Origin of the sequence: Sneathiella sp. (genome assembly GCF_041689005.1) — a bacterium.
In the GTDB taxonomy this organism is placed as follows: Bacteria; Pseudomonadota; Alphaproteobacteria; order Sneathiellales; family Sneathiellaceae; genus Sneathiella.
The window spans coordinates 1-17,471 of the sequence record NZ_JBDNHC010000024.1; the positions used below are offsets into that span (position 1 = coordinate 1).

At 53.6% G+C, this 17,471-nt stretch carries 18 protein-coding genes; 11 read left to right on the top strand and 7 right to left on the bottom strand.

The window, feature by feature from the left end; all coding sequences use genetic code 11:
• The coding region (locus ACESNI_RS02885) for a cytochrome b/b6 domain-containing protein (protein ID WP_373084852.1) at window positions 1-385 on the top strand (385 nt) is incomplete at its 5' end.
• A 39-nt stretch (window positions 386-424) separates the two neighbouring features.
• On the opposite strand, the gene ACESNI_RS02890 is transcribed toward ACESNI_RS02885, so the two are convergent.
• Window positions 425-2,326, bottom strand: coding sequence for an ATP-binding protein (locus ACESNI_RS02890; RefSeq protein WP_373084854.1), 1,902 nt, complete (start codon window positions 2,324-2,326; stop codon window positions 425-427).
• Between the two features lie 472 nt (window positions 2,327-2,798).
• Window positions 2,799-2,999, bottom strand: coding sequence for a 30S ribosomal protein S21 (gene rpsU / locus ACESNI_RS02895; RefSeq protein WP_373084856.1), 201 nt, complete (start codon window positions 2,997-2,999; stop codon window positions 2,799-2,801).
• A 162-nt stretch (window positions 3,000-3,161) separates the two neighbouring features.
• Here rpsU and def point away from each other — a divergent pair, with 162 nt between their 5' ends.
• Window positions 3,162-3,734 carry a peptide deformylase gene (def, locus tag ACESNI_RS02900; RefSeq protein WP_373084858.1) on the top strand — a complete coding sequence of 191 codons (573 nt, stop codon included), beginning with the start codon at window positions 3,162-3,164 and terminating at the stop codon, window positions 3,732-3,734.
• The gene (locus ACESNI_RS02905; protein WP_373084860.1) at window positions 3,731-4,405 is read left to right on the top strand and encodes a COQ9 family protein; all 675 of its coding nucleotides are present in this window, start codon (window positions 3,731-3,733) and stop codon (window positions 4,403-4,405) included. Before def ends, ACESNI_RS02905 begins: the two co-directional genes overlap by 4 nt.
• 140 nt (window positions 4,406-4,545) lie before the next feature.
• Here the strand turns inward: ACESNI_RS02905 and ACESNI_RS02910 are convergent, their stop codons facing one another.
• Window positions 4,546-5,274 (bottom strand): TorF family putative porin, encoded by a 729-nt coding sequence (locus ACESNI_RS02910; RefSeq protein ID WP_373084862.1) that lies wholly within the window; start codon window positions 5,272-5,274, stop codon window positions 4,546-4,548.
• 295 nt (window positions 5,275-5,569) lie between these two features.
• On the opposite strand from ACESNI_RS02910, the gene ACESNI_RS02915 reads away from it, so the two are divergent.
• The 3 genes from ACESNI_RS02915 (at window position 5,570) to ACESNI_RS02925 (ending at window position 10,939) form a co-directional block, all read left to right on the top strand.
• Entirely contained in the window at window positions 5,570-7,369 is a 1,800-nt protein-coding gene (locus tag ACESNI_RS02915) for a methyltransferase domain-containing protein (protein WP_373084864.1), read from the top strand.
• A 120-nt stretch (window positions 7,370-7,489) separates the two neighbouring features.
• The gene (locus ACESNI_RS02920) at window positions 7,490-9,211 is read left to right on the top strand and encodes an adenylate/guanylate cyclase domain-containing protein (RefSeq protein ID WP_373084866.1); all 1,722 of its coding nucleotides are present in this window, start codon (window positions 7,490-7,492) and stop codon (window positions 9,209-9,211) included.
• A 186-nt stretch (window positions 9,212-9,397) separates the two neighbouring features.
• Window positions 9,398-10,939 (top strand): SulP family inorganic anion transporter, encoded by a 1,542-nt coding sequence (locus ACESNI_RS02925; protein WP_373084886.1) that lies wholly within the window; start codon window positions 9,398-9,400, stop codon window positions 10,937-10,939.
• Window positions 10,940-10,972: 33 nt separating this feature from the next.
• Here the strand turns inward: ACESNI_RS02925 and ACESNI_RS02930 are convergent, their stop codons facing one another.
• Together ACESNI_RS02930 and purE are read right to left on the bottom strand one after the other, a co-directional pair.
• Window positions 10,973-12,055, bottom strand: a complete 1,083-nt coding sequence (locus ACESNI_RS02930; RefSeq protein WP_373084868.1) for a 5-(carboxyamino)imidazole ribonucleotide synthase — start codon at window positions 12,053-12,055, stop codon at window positions 10,973-10,975.
• Between the two features lie 20 nt (window positions 12,056-12,075).
• Window positions 12,076-12,567, bottom strand: coding sequence for a 5-(carboxyamino)imidazole ribonucleotide mutase (gene purE / locus ACESNI_RS02935; RefSeq protein ID WP_373084870.1), 492 nt, complete (start codon window positions 12,565-12,567; stop codon window positions 12,076-12,078).
• 223 nt (window positions 12,568-12,790) lie between these two features.
• On the opposite strand from purE, the gene ACESNI_RS02940 reads away from it, so the two are divergent.
• Window positions 12,791-13,513 (top strand): GGDEF domain-containing protein, encoded by a 723-nt coding sequence (locus ACESNI_RS02940; RefSeq protein WP_373084872.1) that lies wholly within the window; start codon window positions 12,791-12,793, stop codon window positions 13,511-13,513.
• Window positions 13,514-13,533: 20 nt separating this feature from the next.
• Here ACESNI_RS02940 and ACESNI_RS02945 read toward each other — a convergent pair whose 3' ends face one another.
• The gene (locus ACESNI_RS02945) at window positions 13,534-13,827 is read right to left on the bottom strand and encodes a YdcH family protein (protein WP_373084874.1); all 294 of its coding nucleotides are present in this window, start codon (window positions 13,825-13,827) and stop codon (window positions 13,534-13,536) included.
• A gap of 317 nt (window positions 13,828-14,144) precedes the next feature.
• Here ACESNI_RS02945 and ACESNI_RS02950 point away from each other — a divergent pair, with 317 nt between their 5' ends.
• Both ACESNI_RS02950 and ACESNI_RS02955 read left to right on the top strand, forming a co-directional pair.
• Window positions 14,145-14,717 carry a TIGR02444 family protein gene (locus ACESNI_RS02950; RefSeq protein ID WP_373084877.1) on the top strand — a complete coding sequence of 191 codons (573 nt, stop codon included), beginning with the start codon at window positions 14,145-14,147 and terminating at the stop codon, window positions 14,715-14,717.
• Between the two features lie 17 nt (window positions 14,718-14,734).
• Window positions 14,735-15,238 carry a hypothetical protein gene (locus tag ACESNI_RS02955; RefSeq protein ID WP_373084879.1) on the top strand — a complete coding sequence of 168 codons (504 nt, stop codon included), beginning with the start codon at window positions 14,735-14,737 and terminating at the stop codon, window positions 15,236-15,238.
• Window positions 15,239-15,249: 11 nt separating this feature from the next.
• On the opposite strand, the gene ACESNI_RS02960 is transcribed toward ACESNI_RS02955, so the two are convergent.
• Window positions 15,250-15,831, bottom strand: coding sequence for a UbiX family flavin prenyltransferase (locus tag ACESNI_RS02960; protein ID WP_373084881.1), 582 nt, complete (start codon window positions 15,829-15,831; stop codon window positions 15,250-15,252).
• 132 nt (window positions 15,832-15,963) lie between these two features.
• Between ACESNI_RS02960 and ACESNI_RS02965 the strand changes: the two genes are divergently transcribed.
• Window positions 15,964-16,146 carry a YdcH family protein gene (locus ACESNI_RS02965; protein WP_373084883.1) on the top strand — a complete coding sequence of 61 codons (183 nt, stop codon included), beginning with the start codon at window positions 15,964-15,966 and terminating at the stop codon, window positions 16,144-16,146.
• Window positions 16,147-16,659: 513 nt separating this feature from the next.
• On the top strand, window positions 16,660-17,471 hold an 812-nt coding region (locus ACESNI_RS02970; protein ID WP_373084888.1), incomplete at its 3' end, for a ribonucleotide reductase N-terminal alpha domain-containing protein.

Here is a 17,471-nt window from a genome sequence, read left to right on the forward strand (position 1 = left end):
GTTCATAATGGCTCCTTCTACTCAAGAGTGGGAGCCTCCGGCAATCCCGGGGCGGTTCAATATCAAGCTTTATATTTCGCATTTGATACGGTTACGTCTGCCGCCGACGAATGAGCCAAGCCCGCTTGCGGGGGCGATACAGGGACTTGGCCTGTTGATTGCGACGGGTATGGCGACCACCGGTACAATCATTTTCTTTTTCACGCCGGACGATTGGCGGATCACTGGGATGCTGCGATGGGTATTTGAGATACATGAGTTGCTGGGCAATTTCATGTGGGCCTATCTCGCCGTTCATGTCGCGGCAAGCATTGCCCATCAGGTGTTAGGCCATGGCGGCATCATGCCGATCCTACTGTTTTGGCGGAAAAATCCGGAGAATTAGGGGCCTTATGATACCTGCGCGCCGCGGAAGCCCGGCGTTTCAAGCGACCATCTGTTCCTGACGGCGCGGGAAGGTCACGGTAACCGTTGTCCCTTTTCCAAGCTCGCTGTCAATTGTCAGCGTTCCGTTTTGGGCGTCGACGAAGGATTTGACAATGGAAAGCCCGAGCCCCACACCCTCGCTCGTCGTGTGGGAATCGCTGTGACCCTTGACGAAAGGTTGGGTTATCGTTGACAATTGCTCTTGGCGGATGCCCTTGCCGGTATCAGCAACGGTGATGGCGACATCCTCCCGTCGAGCACAGACCGTCAGGGTCACGGTGTCGCCGGTACCGGAAAATTTTATAGAATTTGCCAGCAAGTTGAGAAAGATTTGGCGGAACGCGGTTTCATCTGCAAGGATGATAGGCAAATCCGCTTCTGCTTCCATTTTCACCAGAATACCCTGAAGCCGGGCGCGATGTTTTACGGACTTGATGCAATCGTTGAGTACCGCGGAAAGAATTATCGGTTGTTGAACCAGCTGCCGTTTTCCGAGTTCAATGGCCGAAATGTCGAGAACTTCATTGATCAAGGCCAGCAAGTGGGTCCCGCTATGATTGATATCTTTCGCATATTCCTTATATTTTTTATTGCCGAGCGGACCAAAATACTGGCTCGCGAGAATATCGCTAAAACCGATAATGGCGTTTAACGGTGTTCGCAGTTCATGGCTCATCGTGGCGAGAAATTTTGATTTGGCCTGGTTCGCCTCCTCCGCCTTGATAAGCGCGATCCGCAAGTTCTCCTCGGTCTTTTTGTTGGCACTAATATCCGTGTTAACGCCCCCAATGGCAATGACATCGCCGAAATCGTTCATGATCGGGAATTTCTGAAGCAGGGACGGGAAAAATTTCCCTTCGGACAGAGAACTCATATACTCCTTTTCCACAGGTTCCTTTTGTGACACGACAAGGGCTTCCTGCGCCGCAATTTCGCGGGCGTGTTTCTCTGAAAAGAAATCTTCGAGAGACTTTCCCGAAATGTCGAGGCCCTGCGGATTGAACCACTCGTGCCAGCGCGTATTGGCGTGTAGATAACGTCCCTTGGCATCCTTTATGATGATAGCTGAAGGGGAGTGCTCAATGAACGTGCGAAATAATTTGTCTGTCGCATATTGCTTCTGTTGATGCTTCATCGCCAGATGTATCAGAACAGAAATAGCGGCAGTAAGCACCAGGAGAATGATGAGAACCAATTCATCGACGATCGAGCTATGGGCGTTGATAGTGCTCGCTGTCGGCATGACAATTATTTTCCAACTCCTGTTAGCGACCCTTATTTCCTTGTCGAATCCCTTTTCCGCCCCAGTGGGATTTTCGGTCGTCTGATAGAGTAAATCCGGTCCGTCTGTAATCTTCAAATCATATCGTCCCAGAATTCCGTCGCGCAAGGCAGACTTGACCAGCGGCTCGGTGCGAAAAACAATATCAATAAATCCTGTTATTTTTGCTTTTTTCAAAACTGGAATATAGGCGACAAAGCCGATGCCGCCCTGTGTCAGGGTAATGGGTGTGGTAATCTGCAGATGTCCCGTCCGCTCGGCTTCGGCGAGGGCAAAACTTGGCGCGGCCAGCGTCTTGACATTGAGGTCCTGCACCTCCTCATTCCCTTTCAAAGGAACAACCCAGCGGATAATGCCATGCCGGTCGACCCAGTTTATCGCCTGGAAATCAGAAAATAACTCATAGGTGGATTTTGCTTCCAACAAAAAGGCGGCTTTGCTGTTGATATGGCCATTTTCCAGTTCGTTGGTTAATTGTTCACCAATTGCCAGTCGCGTCATAATATGGGCTTCGAGTTGCGCAGAAAAATTGGCGAGGTTGCTACGGGTTTCTGCCTTCAGGCTCTCGTTATCGCTCGGCGGGATCATCCACCATGCGAGGAAAATAAACCCGAACATGGTTAGGCACACCAGGAGCGGCACGACAATCGTGTGTCTGGCGAGGCGTACAGGTAGTTGGCTTGTCCAGCTAGGTTTTAAATTATATCGCATGATGCGAAATTATAGAAACAAGGTCCTAACAAAACTTAAACTAGATTAGAGGTAGCGAGAAAATCCAATACGAATTACTTATAAATATTAGCCATTGTTGTAGAATGGATTTGCCCTGAAAGCCGATAGCAAATTTTTTATTTTTAGTATTTGATATTTATAAATCAGAAAAATAGAATCTTGGCTCCGCATCAGGGCCAGATATTTTTGGCGACACAGACCGGATATATGCGAAAGCAGACTTGGATGAAGGCAAGTCGTATAGTTTCCGGTGCAAACATCCAAAAACACCAAAAGCCGCTATCCGGACTCCGGAGCGGCTTCTAAATTTGAGGTGTCAAGCGCGTATGACCGGGACGGGGAGGCCCGGCGGCGGTGTCTAGCCTTCGCGCTGAACGCGTTTACGGGCAAGCTTGCGAGCACGACGAATGGCTTCCGCTTTCTGGCGGGCGCGCTTTTCGGACGGCTTTTCGTAAGCGCCGCGAAGTTTCAATTCACGAAAGATGCCTTCACGTTGCATTTTCTTTTTTAGCGCACGGAGCGCTTGGTCGACATTGTTATCACGAACAGAGACTTGCACAGCTGGTAGTGCTCCTAATCTAATTCTTGAGTTAAGTGAACATAGAACGGCGACGGTTTAACACGCCTTGTCACCCCTGTGAAGAGGCAAACTATTTTTTTTAAGGTGAAATCCTTAAAGAAAAGAGTATTTAACATAGAAGGAGCGAAAAGGAAAGGACATATGGCAGTCAAGGATATTCTCAAAATGGGCAATCCGGTTTTGCGGAAGATCGCAGATACCGTTGAGACGCCCGGCTCACCGGAAATTGCGGCGCTCGTTGCTGATATGTATGATAGTCTTCACGATGTCGGCGGGGTCGGCCTTGCCGCACCGCAGATCGGCATCTCACAGGCAGTTGTCATTTTTGAGGTGCCCGAGGCCCGCGTTCAGGCAGAGGATGGGCTGGACGCCCGGGGCGTCGCGTCGACCGTTCTCATCAACCCGGTGATAGAGCCGCTGTCCGACGATGTCAGCCTCGGCTGGGAAGGGTGTTTATCCGTGCCCGGTTTGCGCGGCCTGGTTCCGCGCTACACACATATTCGCTATCGCGGGCTCGGGATGGATGGGGGCGCGGTAGATGTTGAGGCACGTGGCTTTCACGCCCGGGTTGTTCAGCATGAGTGCGACCATCTGCTCGGCATATTATATCCGGAACGGATGACAGATATGCGTCTTTTGGTGTATGAATCGGAAGTACAGGCGTTCCTTGCGGGCCTGCGTGAGGCCGCAGACGAGGATATGAGGGTGACATGACTGACAATCACGATGCACAAAGCGATCCTGGCAGGCAGTCCCGGTTATTGGAGGCTGTGCTGCCGCATGTCCTGTTCGATGGGTGGTCGCACAAAGCCATGATTAAGGCGGCGGAGGATATCGGTGAAGATATTACCGTCTTTGATCTCGCCTTTCCAAACGGCGCCACGGATATGATCCGGCTGTTCGTTGAAAATGCCGACGACGAGATGGAGGCTACGCTTGCGAACCGCGATGTGCTCAGCCTTAAAATCCGCGACCGTATTACGCTCGCGATCCGCGTCCGGCTTGAAAATTACACCGCCCACAAGGAGGCTGTGCGCCTTGCCGTCAATATTCTCGCGCTCCCACAGAATGCGGCTCTTGGTCTCAAGCTTACAGCTGGCACAGTCAGCCGAATGTGGTGGGCGACCGGCGACAACTCCACTGATTTCAACTGGTACAGCAAGCGGCTGACTTTGTCCGCCGTCTATGGGGCGACGCTCCTCTATTGGCTTGAGGATAAATCAGAAGGCAATGCCAGAACGTGGGATTTCCTAGACCGCCGGATTGAAAATGTTATGCAGTTCGAGACCGCCAAATATAAATTCCGCGAACGCCTCAAGGAAAAACCCGACTTCCGCCATCTCCCGAGTCCGAAACGGTTCTGGCGGAACCTGACGTCACGGTAAAGGCGCCTCTGTCTCGAATTCCCTAAATATCAGAATATTGTAAAAAAGGCCGCCCGATGGCATGCAACGGACGGCCAAGTTGCAGGTGAGGAAGGGGAGACCTGTCCTGAGTCCTGCGGGAGAAAGAAACGCCTAAGGCGTTAGAAGGATTTCGATAGTGCGACCGAGAAGACGCCGCAGGCGGAATCACATTGGCTCTTGTCAAGATCTGTATCTGTCCATCCCGCACTGAGGCCGAAGCCAGCGACTTCAGTGGAAACACTGACGCCCCAATCCGTATAGTCATCGGTGCCGAAGGCCGCGTTGTCATCAATGGTCTGATATCCGACATTTCCGCTGACGGTGAAGTATTTCCCGATCGGAATGTCAATGTTGGCATGGGTATAGGTGGCATCCCCGCTGTCACCGAAATATTCGGGTGAGTAATTGACGCCGGCCCCCAAAGACATAAATCCGAAATCATAGCCAAGCGACGGCGCAATTTCGAAAAAGTCATAGTTGAGGCTGCTGGAAGCCCCGGGGTAGGTGTAGTAAATTCCCGACACATCCCAGCTGAAGTTGTCAACCGAGCCGCCGACGCCAACCGTATAATCAATCTCAATTGTTGCATCGGTGAACTTCACGTTTGATCCCCAGATGCCGGCATGAACCCCGGCCGGCCCAAAATCATACGAATAATCAAATCCGCCCTGAATGGCTGCTTCGTTATCGGTTTGTGAAATGCCGCGGAAAACGTAATCAGTTGCCAGAGCGACATTGGCGGAAAATTCGCCAGGGATCGCACCTTCCTCAACAAGCGGGTCAGCGTGCGCGGCGGTGCTGATACCGAGTGCAATCGCCGAAATTGCAAGATATTTGGACATTTTCATCGCTGTGTTCCTTAAATTTTACTGAATGTACATTGCAGCACAGCAAAGGGCGTGCCAATTCATAAAATATATACAGAACAATGGCTTATGTTATTTGTATGAGTTTGCTGATAGCTTTTCGCCTAAAATATAGCCAATTTCTATTGCGACGCAGCATTTATGACTGTTTTTTATACAGGAAGCAGATGACAAATGGCTCGTCTTTCGTTTAATCTGCGCGGACGGAGAGATTATGCGATGCCTATTGATATAGCTCAGGACCTGGCACGGGCGACGAAGCTGCAGCGGCAGGGACTTGCCGAACAGGCTGCTACTATATTATCGGCAGATTTTAAAAATTAACAATAAAATCGCGCCTGCGCATTATAACCTGGCGCTACTGCTTAAAAACCAGGGCAAGCTGCAAGCAGCGGAAAAATCTCTTAAGGCGGCCCTTAAATGCAACCCCGACTATGGCCTCGCATGGCGGGCCCTTGCGCGACTGTCTGGCGACCGCGGCCATCATCGAGAGGCCGTCAGGGAGATAATACGGGCAGCGGAACTGGCGGACTATTCCGGCGCAAGCCTGCAGGATGTAGCGCATCAGCTTGAACTGGCGGCAGACGCTGACCTTGGGGCGGCGGGTGATGAGGCGATGAGGCGATGCCTGTCCCGTGACGACGTTCTTTGCGATGGCCTGATCGTCGCGGTACTTGCTCGGCTCAGGCGGAATGTGGCATTCAAGCGGGTGCTGAAGCCCGGCGTGACGGAAGAAAAGGTTGCCGCAGAACTTGAGGACCCCAGCCGACGGCAGACGCTGCTGATTGCCCTGCAGGATCCGTTTGTGGCCGCAGCCTTTGCCGGTCTTATCCTCCCGGTGCGGGAAGTTGGCATGCTGATTGACGTGTGCCGGACCGCTTTGGCCGGGCGCGATACGGGTATGGAGCCGGAAGCGGTAGCCTTGCTTGCGCTGCAGCTGGAACTCACAGAATATGCACTGGAAATTCCTGCGGTCATTCCTGTCGTGACGGAACAAAGCGGGCTTGAGGAGTGTTTGTATGCCGCTCTTTTTTCCCCGTTGCCGCCGGAGGTTGCAGACGCGTTGCTCACCCGTTTTCCGGTGGAACTTTTTGCGTGCCCCTGGGCCCGCGAATTGCTGGTCAGGTCAGGACCACAGAAATTGCGAGAGAAGGCCCTCGCCGCGGGTCTGCCAAAGTTGAGCCTGAGTAAAAGCGATAATGCGGTTTCGCTGGCGGTCAGGGCACAGTATGAGGAAAGTCCCTATCCGCGCTGGCGCGGCTTGCGCAGCGGCAACGAGACGACCTTACCGAAGCTGGTGAAATCCCTGTTCCCGCATTTGACGCTGGCGGTCACCCAATCGCCGCCGCGCGTGCTGGTTGCGGGGGCCGGCACCGGACGTCATGCGCTGCGGACAGCGGTGCGCATAAACGGGGCGGTGGTAACGGCGATCGACCTGAGTCGCGCCTCTCTCGGCTACGCCGCGCGGCAGGCTGAGGTGCGAAACATCACCAATATTACGTTCGCTACTGCCGATATTCTCGACCTGCCGGAGAGCCTTGGGGTCTTCGACCTCATCGAGTGTTGCGGCGTCCTGCATCACATGGCAGACCCCGAAGCTGGCTGGAAGGCCCTGTTACCCCATCTCGCCCGCAAAGGATTGATGAAGATCGCGCTCTATAGTGAGGCCGCGCGTCAGGACGTGGTGACGGTGCGGGACCGGATCGGGGCCGGGGTTACCGATCTTACTCTTGATGATATTCGCCACCTGCGCCGTCAATTGCTGGAATTGCCCCGGGAGGATCCAGCGGCAACGGTGACCGAAGAGCTTGATTTTTTCAGTCTAAGCGGTTGTCGCGACCTGTTGTTCCATCAGCAGGAACAACACTTTGACATATCGCGCGTCGGGCGGGCACTTGTTTCCCTGAATCTGGAGTTCCTCGGCTTTGAATTCCTGAATAACCAGACGATGAGGAATTATCATGCGCGATATCCGGCCGACCGGGAGGGCCGGAACTTGGCCAACTGGGCGGCCGTTGAGGCAGAATCACCAGAGCTTTTTCGGGGCATGTACCAGTTCTGGTGTCGCGCTCGCTAAGGGCGGACAGTTGTTTATCCCTTAATTTCGTCTTCCGGCGACACTGGTCATTATCGCAAAAATATGACATTATTATCCTGAACTCAGGCTGGGTTGGCCGAAGAGCTACCAGGTGGATATATGGAACGTCGTCTTGTCACAATCATGGTTGCCGACGTTGTCGGCTATAGCCGTATGATGGAACAGGCGGAAGAAAAAACCGCGGGCCATCTTGATATCTGCCAAAATCTTATAACGGAGACGGTGACCGGTGGCGGGGGACGTATTTTCAACCGCGCAGGGGATGCCGCCCTTGCCGAGTTTCCGAGCCCGATCAATGCGGTCCGAGCGGCAGTGAATATTCGCGAAGGCTTGGCCGGACTGGCCCCTGAAATTGCTGAAAGCATGAAAATGCGCTTTGGCCTGCATCTCGCCGATGTCATGGTGTCAGGGGATGATCTTCTTGGCGATGGCGTTAATCTGGCCGCCCGTATCCAGCAGCAGGCGGAACCAAACGCCATCCATCTGTCGCAAACCCTGTTCGAGCAGATCAAGCGCAACTCCCCGTTTTCCTTCGATGAATTGGGAGAGCAGCGCTTCAAGAATATTTCAGACCCGATCCGGATTTACCGCCTGCGGGGGCATATGGATGCCCATTTGTTTCTGGCGGCACCGAGCCTCAGCGTGGCACCGGAGCATCCCATTCACCCCAATTCGGTTGCCGTCCTGCCGTTCGTCTCTGCGGGTGGGGATGAGGGGCAGGGATATCTTGCGGATGGGCTGACGGAGGAGCTCATCTTGGAGCTGGCTCGTTTCAAGAAACTGCATGTCGCCTCCCGAAGTGCCAGTTTTAGCATGCTGGACAAGAAGGGGGACCCAGCGCAGGTTGCACGAGAACTCGGGGTGTCTTATGTGCTGGAAGGGCAGGTTCGGCGGATGGGGAATAAAATCCGTTTGTCCCTTGAATTGACTAATGGTGCAACGGGTCTCAATGTTTGGGCAGACCGGATGACCCGGCAGTTTGACGACCTTTTCGACTTGCTTGATGAAATGACTACACGGATTGCGGCCACTATCCTCGGCCGGGTTGAGGCGGATGCGATCGAGACTGCACGGCGAAAGCCGCCCGAAAATATGAATGGTTATGATTTCATGTTGCGGGGCCTTGATTTGCACCGGGTCGGCGGCATCACTTACGATAATACGCGGCAAGCCGTCGGCTGGTTCGACAAGGCTATCACAGAGGACCCGACTTATGGGCCCGCCTATGCTTGGCGGATTTGCGCCTCGTCGTGGCTGCCGGAATTCGATGTGCAGAAGGAACGGTTTTATATCGAACGCGCCCTTGAACTGGATCCCAATAACCCGGAGGCGCAACGGATCATGGGCTCGGTCATGATGCTCGAAGGGAATTTCGAGGCGGCCAAATATCACCATGAAAGGGCAATGTTCCTGAGCCCGTCTGATGCCTATATCCTTGCGCGCTCCGCCGCCTTCTACAGTTTCGACGGTCAGCCGGACAAGGCGCTGGAACTGCTGGAAAAGGCGGAGGACCTGGACCCGCTCCTGCCGGTCTGGTGTATCGAGGAGAGAGGCATTGCCCATTTCAGTGCGGAGCGTTATGAACAGACAATCCATGCCCTGAATGAACTGCCTGCACAAACCTCTCGCAGCCACCTTTATCACTGCGCCGCGTTGATTGCGCTTGGCCGGCAAGCGGAGGCGGAGGCCGTTATGCTGAAAGCGCTAGCGGTCAACTCCGAGCTGACCGCGGCCGAATTCTTCAAGAAGGAAAGCTGGCGCAACCCGGCCATCCGTCACAAGCTGCGCCGTGACCTTGTTGCTGCGGGCTTGCCGAAGTAGGGACGCGAACGGCGCCAACTGGATTATACTGCACTGCAATATAATACTTTCCTTTACGGGGTGAATGGGATAGGGTCCCGCAAATTTTAACTCTCCCAAAATACGGAATGATATCACGTGATCAAGCCGACGCTTGCGGCCGTTGCTGGCCTTTTTTCTTCTCCCTCCGGGAAAGATCCGCAGACTATCCGCTTTACGCCCGCACGTATCAAGACGGAGCTCCTCTCAGGGTTGACTGTTGCCCTCGCACTGGTGCCGGAGGCAGTCGCCTTTGCCTTCGTTGCCGGAGTGCATCCTCTGGTTGGTCTCTATGCCGCGTTTATTGTTGGTCTGATTACCGCCCTATTTGGTGGGCGCCCGGGAATGATTTCCGGTGCAACCGGGGCACTGGCTGTGGTCATGGTCGCGCTGGTGATGACCCACGGGGTCGAATATCTGTTCGCGACCGTGGTTTTGATGGGCGTGATGCAGATTCTGGCGGGGCTCTTTCACTTGGGAAAATTCATTCGTCTCGTGCCGCACCCGGTCATGCTCGGCTTCGTCAATGGTCTCGCCATCGTCATCTTCATGGCGCAGCTCACCCAGTTTCAGGTCGCGGGCCCCGAAGGAACACATGCCTGGATGAGCGGCTGGCCGCTGATCAATATGCTGGGCCTCGTCGCTGCGACCATGGCGATCATCTGGCTGGTACCGAAGATTACGACCATCATTCCGGCCCCACTTGCCGGAATTGCCATTGTTGCCGGTATTGTCATTGCCTTTGGCATCGACGTGCCGCGGGTTGGTGATCTTGCCTCAATCAAGGGCGGCCTGCCCGAATTTCATCTGCCCATGGTTCCGCTCAATCTTGAGACCCTTGAGATTATTTTTCCCTTCGCACTGATCCTTGCCGCCATCGGCCTGATCGAAAGCCTGCTCACGCTCAATCTGGTCGGCGAGATTACCGAGCAGACCGGCGGTGCGTCGCGCGAATGTATCGCGCAAGGCACAGCCAATACAGTTACCGGCTTCTTCGGGGGTATGGGCGGCTGCGCCATGATCGGGCAATCGATGATTAACATGAAATCCGGCGGGAGAACCCGACTGTCCGGCATTTCCTCGGCTCTGTTTCTCCTCATATTCATCATGTTTGCTTCCGGCTTGATCGAGCAGATACCACTGGCCGCGCTAGTTGGCGTCATGTTCATGGTGGTGATCGGTACCTTTGCCTGGCAGAGCCTGCGTATCATGCGCTTGATCCCACTGTCCGATACGCTCGTCATCATACTGGTCACAGCGGTGACGGTGTTAAGTGACCTTGCAGTGGCGGTTGTGGTCGGTGTTATCGTCTCGGCGCTTACCTACGCCTGGAACAATGCCCGCCGTATCCATGCCCATATCGAGACAAACCCGGATGGGGCTAAAGTCTATAAAATCGAGGGGCCGCTATTCTTTGGCTCGACCGATGGCTTCGCCGAGCTTTTCGACCATAAGACCGATCCGGACCTGGTTATCGTTGACTTTATGAACAGTCGCGTGGTCGATCAGTCAGCGTTGCAGGCGATTGAGGTCCTTGCTTCCAAATACGAAACCGCCGGTAAGGCCTTGCAACTGCGGCACCTGTCGCGGGATTGCCACCGTCTCCTGAACAGGGCAGGGCAGCTGATGGTGGATTCCAACGATGATCCGCAGTATGGGCTCGCGGTCGATTATTCCGTGATCACTGGGATTTTGGGCGGAAAACACTAACGCCGCTCTCCGAAGGGATGACTGAAAACAGCCTTACGGCTTTTTATTGAGGGGCAAGAGTTTTGTTACATGCCCCATTTTTCGGCCATCCCGTGGCTCACCCTTGCCATAAAGATGAAGGCTATTGTCAGGATCCTGAAGGATTTTCGGCCAATCGGCAATATCGTTCCCGAGGAGATTTGTCATGACCGCGTTAGCGTGACGGACGGGGGAGGCAAGGGGCAATCCACAGACCGCGCGGATGATCTGCCGGAACTGGTTGGCGGCGCAGGCCTCGATGGTCCAGTGACCGGAATTATGGGGACGCGGGGCAAGCTCATTGACCAAAATGGTATCGTCCTCGGTGACGAACATTTCCACGGCAAGCAACCCGATAAGATCAATTTTTGTCGCAATCTCCACGGCAATTTCCTCTGCCCGGCTGGAGAGCCGTTTTGAAATATCCGCAGGCGCGAGAGTGGTCGCGAGAATGTGGTTTTTATGACGGTTCTCGACGGGGCAGTAGCAGGCAGTTTCGCCATCGACCCCGCGGGCAACAATAACGGAAATCTCCATCCGGAATTTGACGAATTCCTCCAGAATGGAAGGGGCGCCCTGCATTTCCTCCCAGATTGGATCGATCGCACTGGCCTGATCAATACGCGCCTGCCCTTTGCCGTCATAACCGAGCCGCCGTGTTTTCAGGATCGACGGAGTACCGATATGGCTAATCGCCTGCACCAGTTCGTCAATGTTTTCCACATTGGCAAAATTGGCGGTCCCAATCCCGAGATTGCTGATAAAGATTTTCTCAAAATATCTGTCCTGGGTGATTTCCAGAACTCTGGCGTTCGGGCGAACGGGTACGCGTTCACTTAAATAGGTGAGGGTCTCGGTCGGGATATTCTCGAATTCCAGTGTGATCACGTCAACGGAGCGGGCGAAGGCATCAAGGGCGGCTTTATCAGTGTAGTCTGCAACAGTTGAACGATGGCTTACCTGCGCCGCCGGGCTGTCTTTTCCAGGACCGAAAACATGCACGAAATAGCCCATTTCAGCGGCAGCCATGGCCATCATGCGGCCAAGCTGGCCATCGCCAAGAATGCCAATCCGTCCGCCGGGTGCAATTGTCGTCATGAATGGATACCTTGTAACTGTCAGGATTGGGGGTCTTGGGCGACGGCATCGCGCTGCTGTTCGCGCCAGAGCGTGATCGCCTTCGCATAGGTCTCGTTCGAGAGCGCCAGAATTTGCGCCGCCAGAAGCGCGGCGTTGATTGCCCCGGCGCTTCCGATGGCAAGTGTGCCAACCGGGACACCCCCCGGCATCTGAACAATCGACAGCAGGCTGTCGAGCCCTTTCAGGGTTTTGCTTTCGATGGGAACGCCAAGAACCGGCAGCGTTGTCAGGGCTGCGGTCATGCCCGGCAGATGGGCGGCGCCGCCCGCCCCGGCGATAATAACCTTGATGCCTCTATCTTTGGCATGGGAAGCGTATTCATATAGCCGGTCAGGCGTTCGGTGCGCCGAAACGATTTTCGTTTCGATCGGAATCCCGAGAGCATCGAGCGTATCCGCAGCATTTTTCATGGTTTCCCAATCGGACTGGCTTCCCATGATAATGCCGATATCGGCGGTCTGACTACTCATCTCATATTCCTGATTTTATGTAACAGCTTCATTGAAGGAGGGGATTATAGGCAAGCTTTTTAAAGACGCAAGGGAAGCCTTCCGGGATATCTTGAAGAGAATATTGTAAAAATGCGAAAGAATATTATAAAAAACCGGTTTTATTGTTGAATGATTGTCTTTTTTCAACGAATACCTTAAGCTTGCAGTTAGTAGTGTACTTTGTAGTAGGAGGGGGCTCCCAGTGAAAATCGGTTCAGTCACACCCGCGAAGGCGGCGGGTCAGACAAGAGGCTCCAGAAAATTCCGTAAATCCGGTGATGAGGAAATCATCGTTTCAATGCGGGATATCGGTGACAACACCTCTATTTTAGGTATCCCGGAAGCAGAACTCACCCCTCATGTCCGACACGCCATACTTGCCCTGATGGGAGAAGTGGAAAGCCTGCGTAATTCCCTGAAACATATGTCTCAGCGTCTCTCTGACGTTGAGCAACTTGCCGATCAGGACCCGTTACTGCCCATATATAACCGGCGGGCATTTGTTCGTGAATTATCCCGGGTGCAGGCAGTCGTTGCCCGGTATAAGATCGATGCCAGCCTTGTCTATATCGATCTAAACGATTTCAAATCAATCAATGATATGTTCGGTCACGAGGCCGGGGACTATGTTCTGTCACAGGTCGCGCAGCGGTTGCAGGACTGCGTAAGGGATACCGATATTGTCGGGCGTCTTGGCGGGGATGAGTTTGGGATGATCCTGTCCCGCACCACACCGGAAAAGGCCCGTAACCTGATTGACAGATTGCCGCGTTTATTTGCCGCGCAACCCATCGTCTGGAAAGGCGCTGAAATAGCCGCCAGCCTGTCTTCGGGTGTTGTTGCCATTCTCGGTGACAGCGACGCGGAAAAAGCGCTGAGTTCGGCAGATGTTGCCATGTATCTGAAGAAGAAAAACCCCAATTAACTCATGCGCTGACTGAATTTTCAGGCGATAATATCCGGGAGCAACGAGTTCTTGGTGGCAAATATCTGGTCTTTCAGGACAAGCTTTCGCTTCTTAAGCCGTTGCAGTTGAAGAGTGTTGTAATTGCCCGATTCGATCAATGCGTCGATTGCCCGATCGAGATCTCCATGCTCGGTTTTCAGATATTCCAGTCTCATTTTGAGCATTTCCTGATCGTCAATCTCCGCCATGGTCAAAGATACCCCAAACTGATTTTTTTGTGAAGTGACAGAGATGCTTCCCGCCTGCGGGGCAGCCTCTCTTGGTGCTGGCATTTTAGCACTTTTTGTTCAGAAATCATAGGACCGGTTCAACAAAGGGGCTCAGAAAGCTGACCCCTCATATTCTCATTTTGTTCACACAAGCTAGCAGATTTCCGCAGCGTTGGTGCAGACACTGCTGACACGGGAAATCAGGACCCGACAGGCAGGCCGGAGCAATGTGCGGCAACCGTTGGAAATCGCGCATATGACAAAATAAAGGGTACGAAATAACTTAATGTTGCCTCCGCCGGTTCCGGGCGGGTATCTTGGCGAGATGGAGACCCGCCTGATCCGGCGTTCGAGAGACCTAAGTTAAGGGGGCCATCTGTTTGGCAAACTATTCCGCTGCCGTTTTCCCACCGAGCCAGTTATGGGATTTCGCAGTTAAAATCTACAGCGACCGGGACGTGGCGGCGGCTTGCCTCCGGCTTCAGGATCGGCGTGGGCTCGATGTCAATCTGCTGCTGTTCTGTGTCTGGGCGGCGGCGAGTGGTCGCGGGCGGCTTGACCGGGGCGAGCTTGTCGCCGGTATCGAGGCCGGGCAGGTTTGGCAGGCAGAGGTCGTGGCGCCGCTCCGACATATACGCCGCTACCTGAAAGGGTCAATCGCACCAGCAGATGCCCGGCTCGGGGCCGAGCTTGGCCGGGTTATTGCCGAAAATGAGCTATTCTCCGAACATATGGAAATCCAGATCTTGACGGAGATCCTGTGGCGACCGGCAACCGGGTCCTTCGACCTTCAGGATCGGGGTGTTGAGGCTGCGGATAATCTGCAGTCCTATATGATACTTGTCTGCGGCGAGATCGACGAAGACGACGTCTATGATGCACATGTCATATGGCAAGCGGCCTTTCCAGGGGCAAGAGCCCGCTATACTGACCTTTTTAAACCTTACCTGTAATGTGAAATGGAGTGAAGATGAACCTGATTGGAAAGAGCGCAGGGGTATTGGTGTTGGGGATCTTTATGGCTGTGATGGCAGTCCCTGCCGGTCCGGTCGGGGCGGCGGAGGCACTTGACGCCCAACTGGTGCAGCAGGGCAGGTTTTGTATGATCAAAAGGGATGAAGCCTGTGCAGCGGTCTGCGTTGCCGCCATAAAGGCCAAGACCGATGCAGGGCTGACGGAGAAATGCAATACTGAGTATCAGCGCGTCAGTGCCGCGTTTGTGCCACCGACGCACGCGGAAGATAGTATGTCGCTGGAAATGCGCATTGCGCTGATGAAGGACAAGGCGGCCTATTGCCAATCGAAATATAGCACCAAGCTACCCCGGGCGACCAGCAGGTCCGTTGATATATGCCGGAAGAGTTGCGTGGACAAGCGTGCTGCAGATACGAGCTATCCGGTGGCGCGGCGGGAAGATATGGTCACGAACTGTGAAACGGTCTATTACGGCGTGGTCAAAAAACTCGGGAAATAAAGCAGGCTCGGTTATGCCCCGTTCTTCAGTCCCGACCATTCCCGCGCGAGGTCATTCTCGATACCCATCAGGCGGAGCAGATGGCCGGTGAACTGGGTGACGAGATCGTCTATGCTTTGTGGCTTGGTGTAGAAGGCGGGCACCGGCGGGACGATGATTGCGCCCATCTCGGAAAGCTGGGTGAGAGAGCGAAGATGGCCGGTATGTAGCGGTGTTTCCCGTATTGCCAGTATCAGCTTACGCCGTTCCTTTAAGGTAACATCTGCGGCCCGGGTCAGCAGACTGCTGGTAACACCGGTTGCGATTTCCGACATCGAGCGAATAGAGCAGGGGACGATCACCATGCCAATTGTCTGGAACGAGCCCGAGGCAATGGCGGCCCCGATATCAGCCGCTTTATGATAGTGATCCGCAAGCGCCTTAACATTTGACAGGGTGGCGCTGGTTTCTTGGGAAATCGTGACTTCGCCGGCTTTGCTGATAACCAGATGTGTTTCGAGGTCGAGGCTTTTGCAGGCCTCCAGTAGGCGCAGGCCATAGCAGGCGCCTGAGGCCCCGCTAATGCCAATGACAAGCCGCTGCTTTTCAGTCATCCGTCCTCAAGCTTTCAAAAAATAGACCCTTGCAGGCATTGATTCATATTCATCGGCTTCATAAATCTGTAATATGGACTTGTCCACCGTTGGCATCCAACGTCCTGTCGTTTTAAACAAAGGAGAAACACGATGAGCACAGCAGATCATGTTACACAGCTGACCGAAAAGCACCACCGGATTGAAGAAAAAATCCAGAATGAAATGGCCAGCCCGTCAGCGGATCATGTGCATATAAGTAAACTCAAGCGTGAAAAACTCAGGTTAAAGGAAAAGATATCAATGTTATCGTCGGAGGAAAATCTCGCTCATTAGACAATGACTTGAGCCGGATTATTCATCCATTTTGGATGACTGCATCGAAGCGCTGAAATTTATTTCGGCGCTTTTTTTATCCTGATTTTTTTACCTCTTCCCAATCATTTTTTTTACCGCATTTGATAAAACCGGGTTTCCCCGAAGGCGAGAACAGGGTAGGGTTTTATTCGAGAATATCCAGCCGTGAACCCCGCGAAATCGGGCCGGAATTTCAATCTCTCGATTCGCACAAAAGTATTTATAAAAATTATGGACAATTTGTTGCCGCCTGTTATAGGCTATTACAAGATATAGTGGCTTTTTGCTGTCAAAAGGTGTTTGACATACAAGGGGTGACCTGAGATACCGTTGGTTTTTGGAGTTACACGGAATATTCTTGCGAAAATACCGTATAATTATTGCAAATAAATGGCAAAGTGGACGTAATTTTATTTCTTTGGCACGTATCAGATGATTCCGGCTAATGAGAGAACGAAAAAGGAAAAGATTAAGATGCTGAATACGGTCGATATGCTGACAGATATCGTGCAGGTAAAGGATGGCGCGCGGGTCCAGATTGACCATAGTCGCGACAAGTATCTGACCGAATTCGGTAAAGCCGTGCTGAAGGATCGCTACCTTTTGCCTGAGGAAAGCTTCCAGGACCTGTTCGGCCGGGTCGCCAGCGCCTATGGCGAAGGCGATTCCCATGCACAGCGTATCTATGAATATATCAGCAAGCTCTGGTTCATGCCCTCAACCCCGGTGTTGAGTAATGGCGGATCTACGCGTGGCCTGCCGATTTCCTGTTTCCTCAACGAATCCAACGACAGCCTGAAAGGCATCGTTAATCTATGGACCGAAAATGTCTGGCTCGCCTCCAAGGGCGGCGGGATCGGCAGCTATTGGGGCAACCTTCGCTCCATCGGCGAGGGGGTCGGCGCGGTTGGCAAGACCTCTGGCGTCGTTCCTTTTATCCGTGTCATGGACAGCCTGACACTGGCCATCAGCCAGGGGAGTTTGCGTCGGGGCTCGGCGGCCGTATATTTGCCGATCTGGCATCCGGAGATCGAGGAGTTTATCGAAATCCGCCGCCCGACCGGGGGCGATCCCAATCGCAAGACGCCGAACCTGCATCATGGCATTCTCGTCTCCGATGCCTTTATGCGCGCGGTTGAAGACGACGCTGACTGGGCGCTGACAAGCCCGCATGATCACGCCGTTGTCCGCACCGTCAATGCCCGCAGCCTCTGGATCCGCATCCTGACCGCCCGCGTTGAGACCGGTGAGCCTTATATCATCTTCAACGACCGGGTGAATTCCCTGATGCCGGAGCATCACAA

What these genes read in the sequence shown, in the direction of transcription:
- ACESNI_RS02920 (WP_373084866.1), top strand. Translation starts at nt 7,490, where the DNA reads ATGGAACGTCGTCTTGTCACAATCATGGTTGCCGACGTTGTCGGCTAT.
- def (WP_373084858.1), top strand. Translation starts at nt 3,162, where the DNA reads ATGGCAGTCAAGGATATTCTCAAAATGGGCAATCCGGTTTTGCGGAAG.
- ACESNI_RS02930 (WP_373084868.1), bottom strand. Translation starts at nt 12,055, where the DNA reads ATGACGACAATTGCACCCGGCGGACGGATTGGCATTCTTGGCGATGGC.
- ACESNI_RS02955 (WP_373084879.1), top strand. Translation starts at nt 14,735, where the DNA reads ATGAACCTGATTGGAAAGAGCGCAGGGGTATTGGTGTTGGGGATCTTT.
- ACESNI_RS02945 (WP_373084874.1), bottom strand. Translation starts at nt 13,827, where the DNA reads ATGCCAGCACCAAGAGAGGCTGCCCCGCAGGCGGGAAGCATCTCTGTC.
- ACESNI_RS02910 (WP_373084862.1), bottom strand. Translation starts at nt 5,274, where the DNA reads ATGAAAATGTCCAAATATCTTGCAATTTCGGCGATTGCACTCGGTATC.
- ACESNI_RS02960 (WP_373084881.1), bottom strand. Translation starts at nt 15,831, where the DNA reads ATGACTGAAAAGCAGCGGCTTGTCATTGGCATTAGCGGGGCCTCAGGC.
- ACESNI_RS02890 (WP_373084854.1), bottom strand. Translation starts at nt 2,326, where the DNA reads ATGTTCGGGTTTATTTTCCTCGCATGGTGGATGATCCCGCCGAGCGAT.
- ACESNI_RS02965 (WP_373084883.1), top strand. Translation starts at nt 15,964, where the DNA reads ATGAGCACAGCAGATCATGTTACACAGCTGACCGAAAAGCACCACCGG.
- ACESNI_RS02905 (WP_373084860.1), top strand. Translation starts at nt 3,731, where the DNA reads ATGACTGACAATCACGATGCACAAAGCGATCCTGGCAGGCAGTCCCGG.
- purE (WP_373084870.1), bottom strand. Translation starts at nt 12,567, where the DNA reads ATGAGTAGTCAGACCGCCGATATCGGCATTATCATGGGAAGCCAGTCC.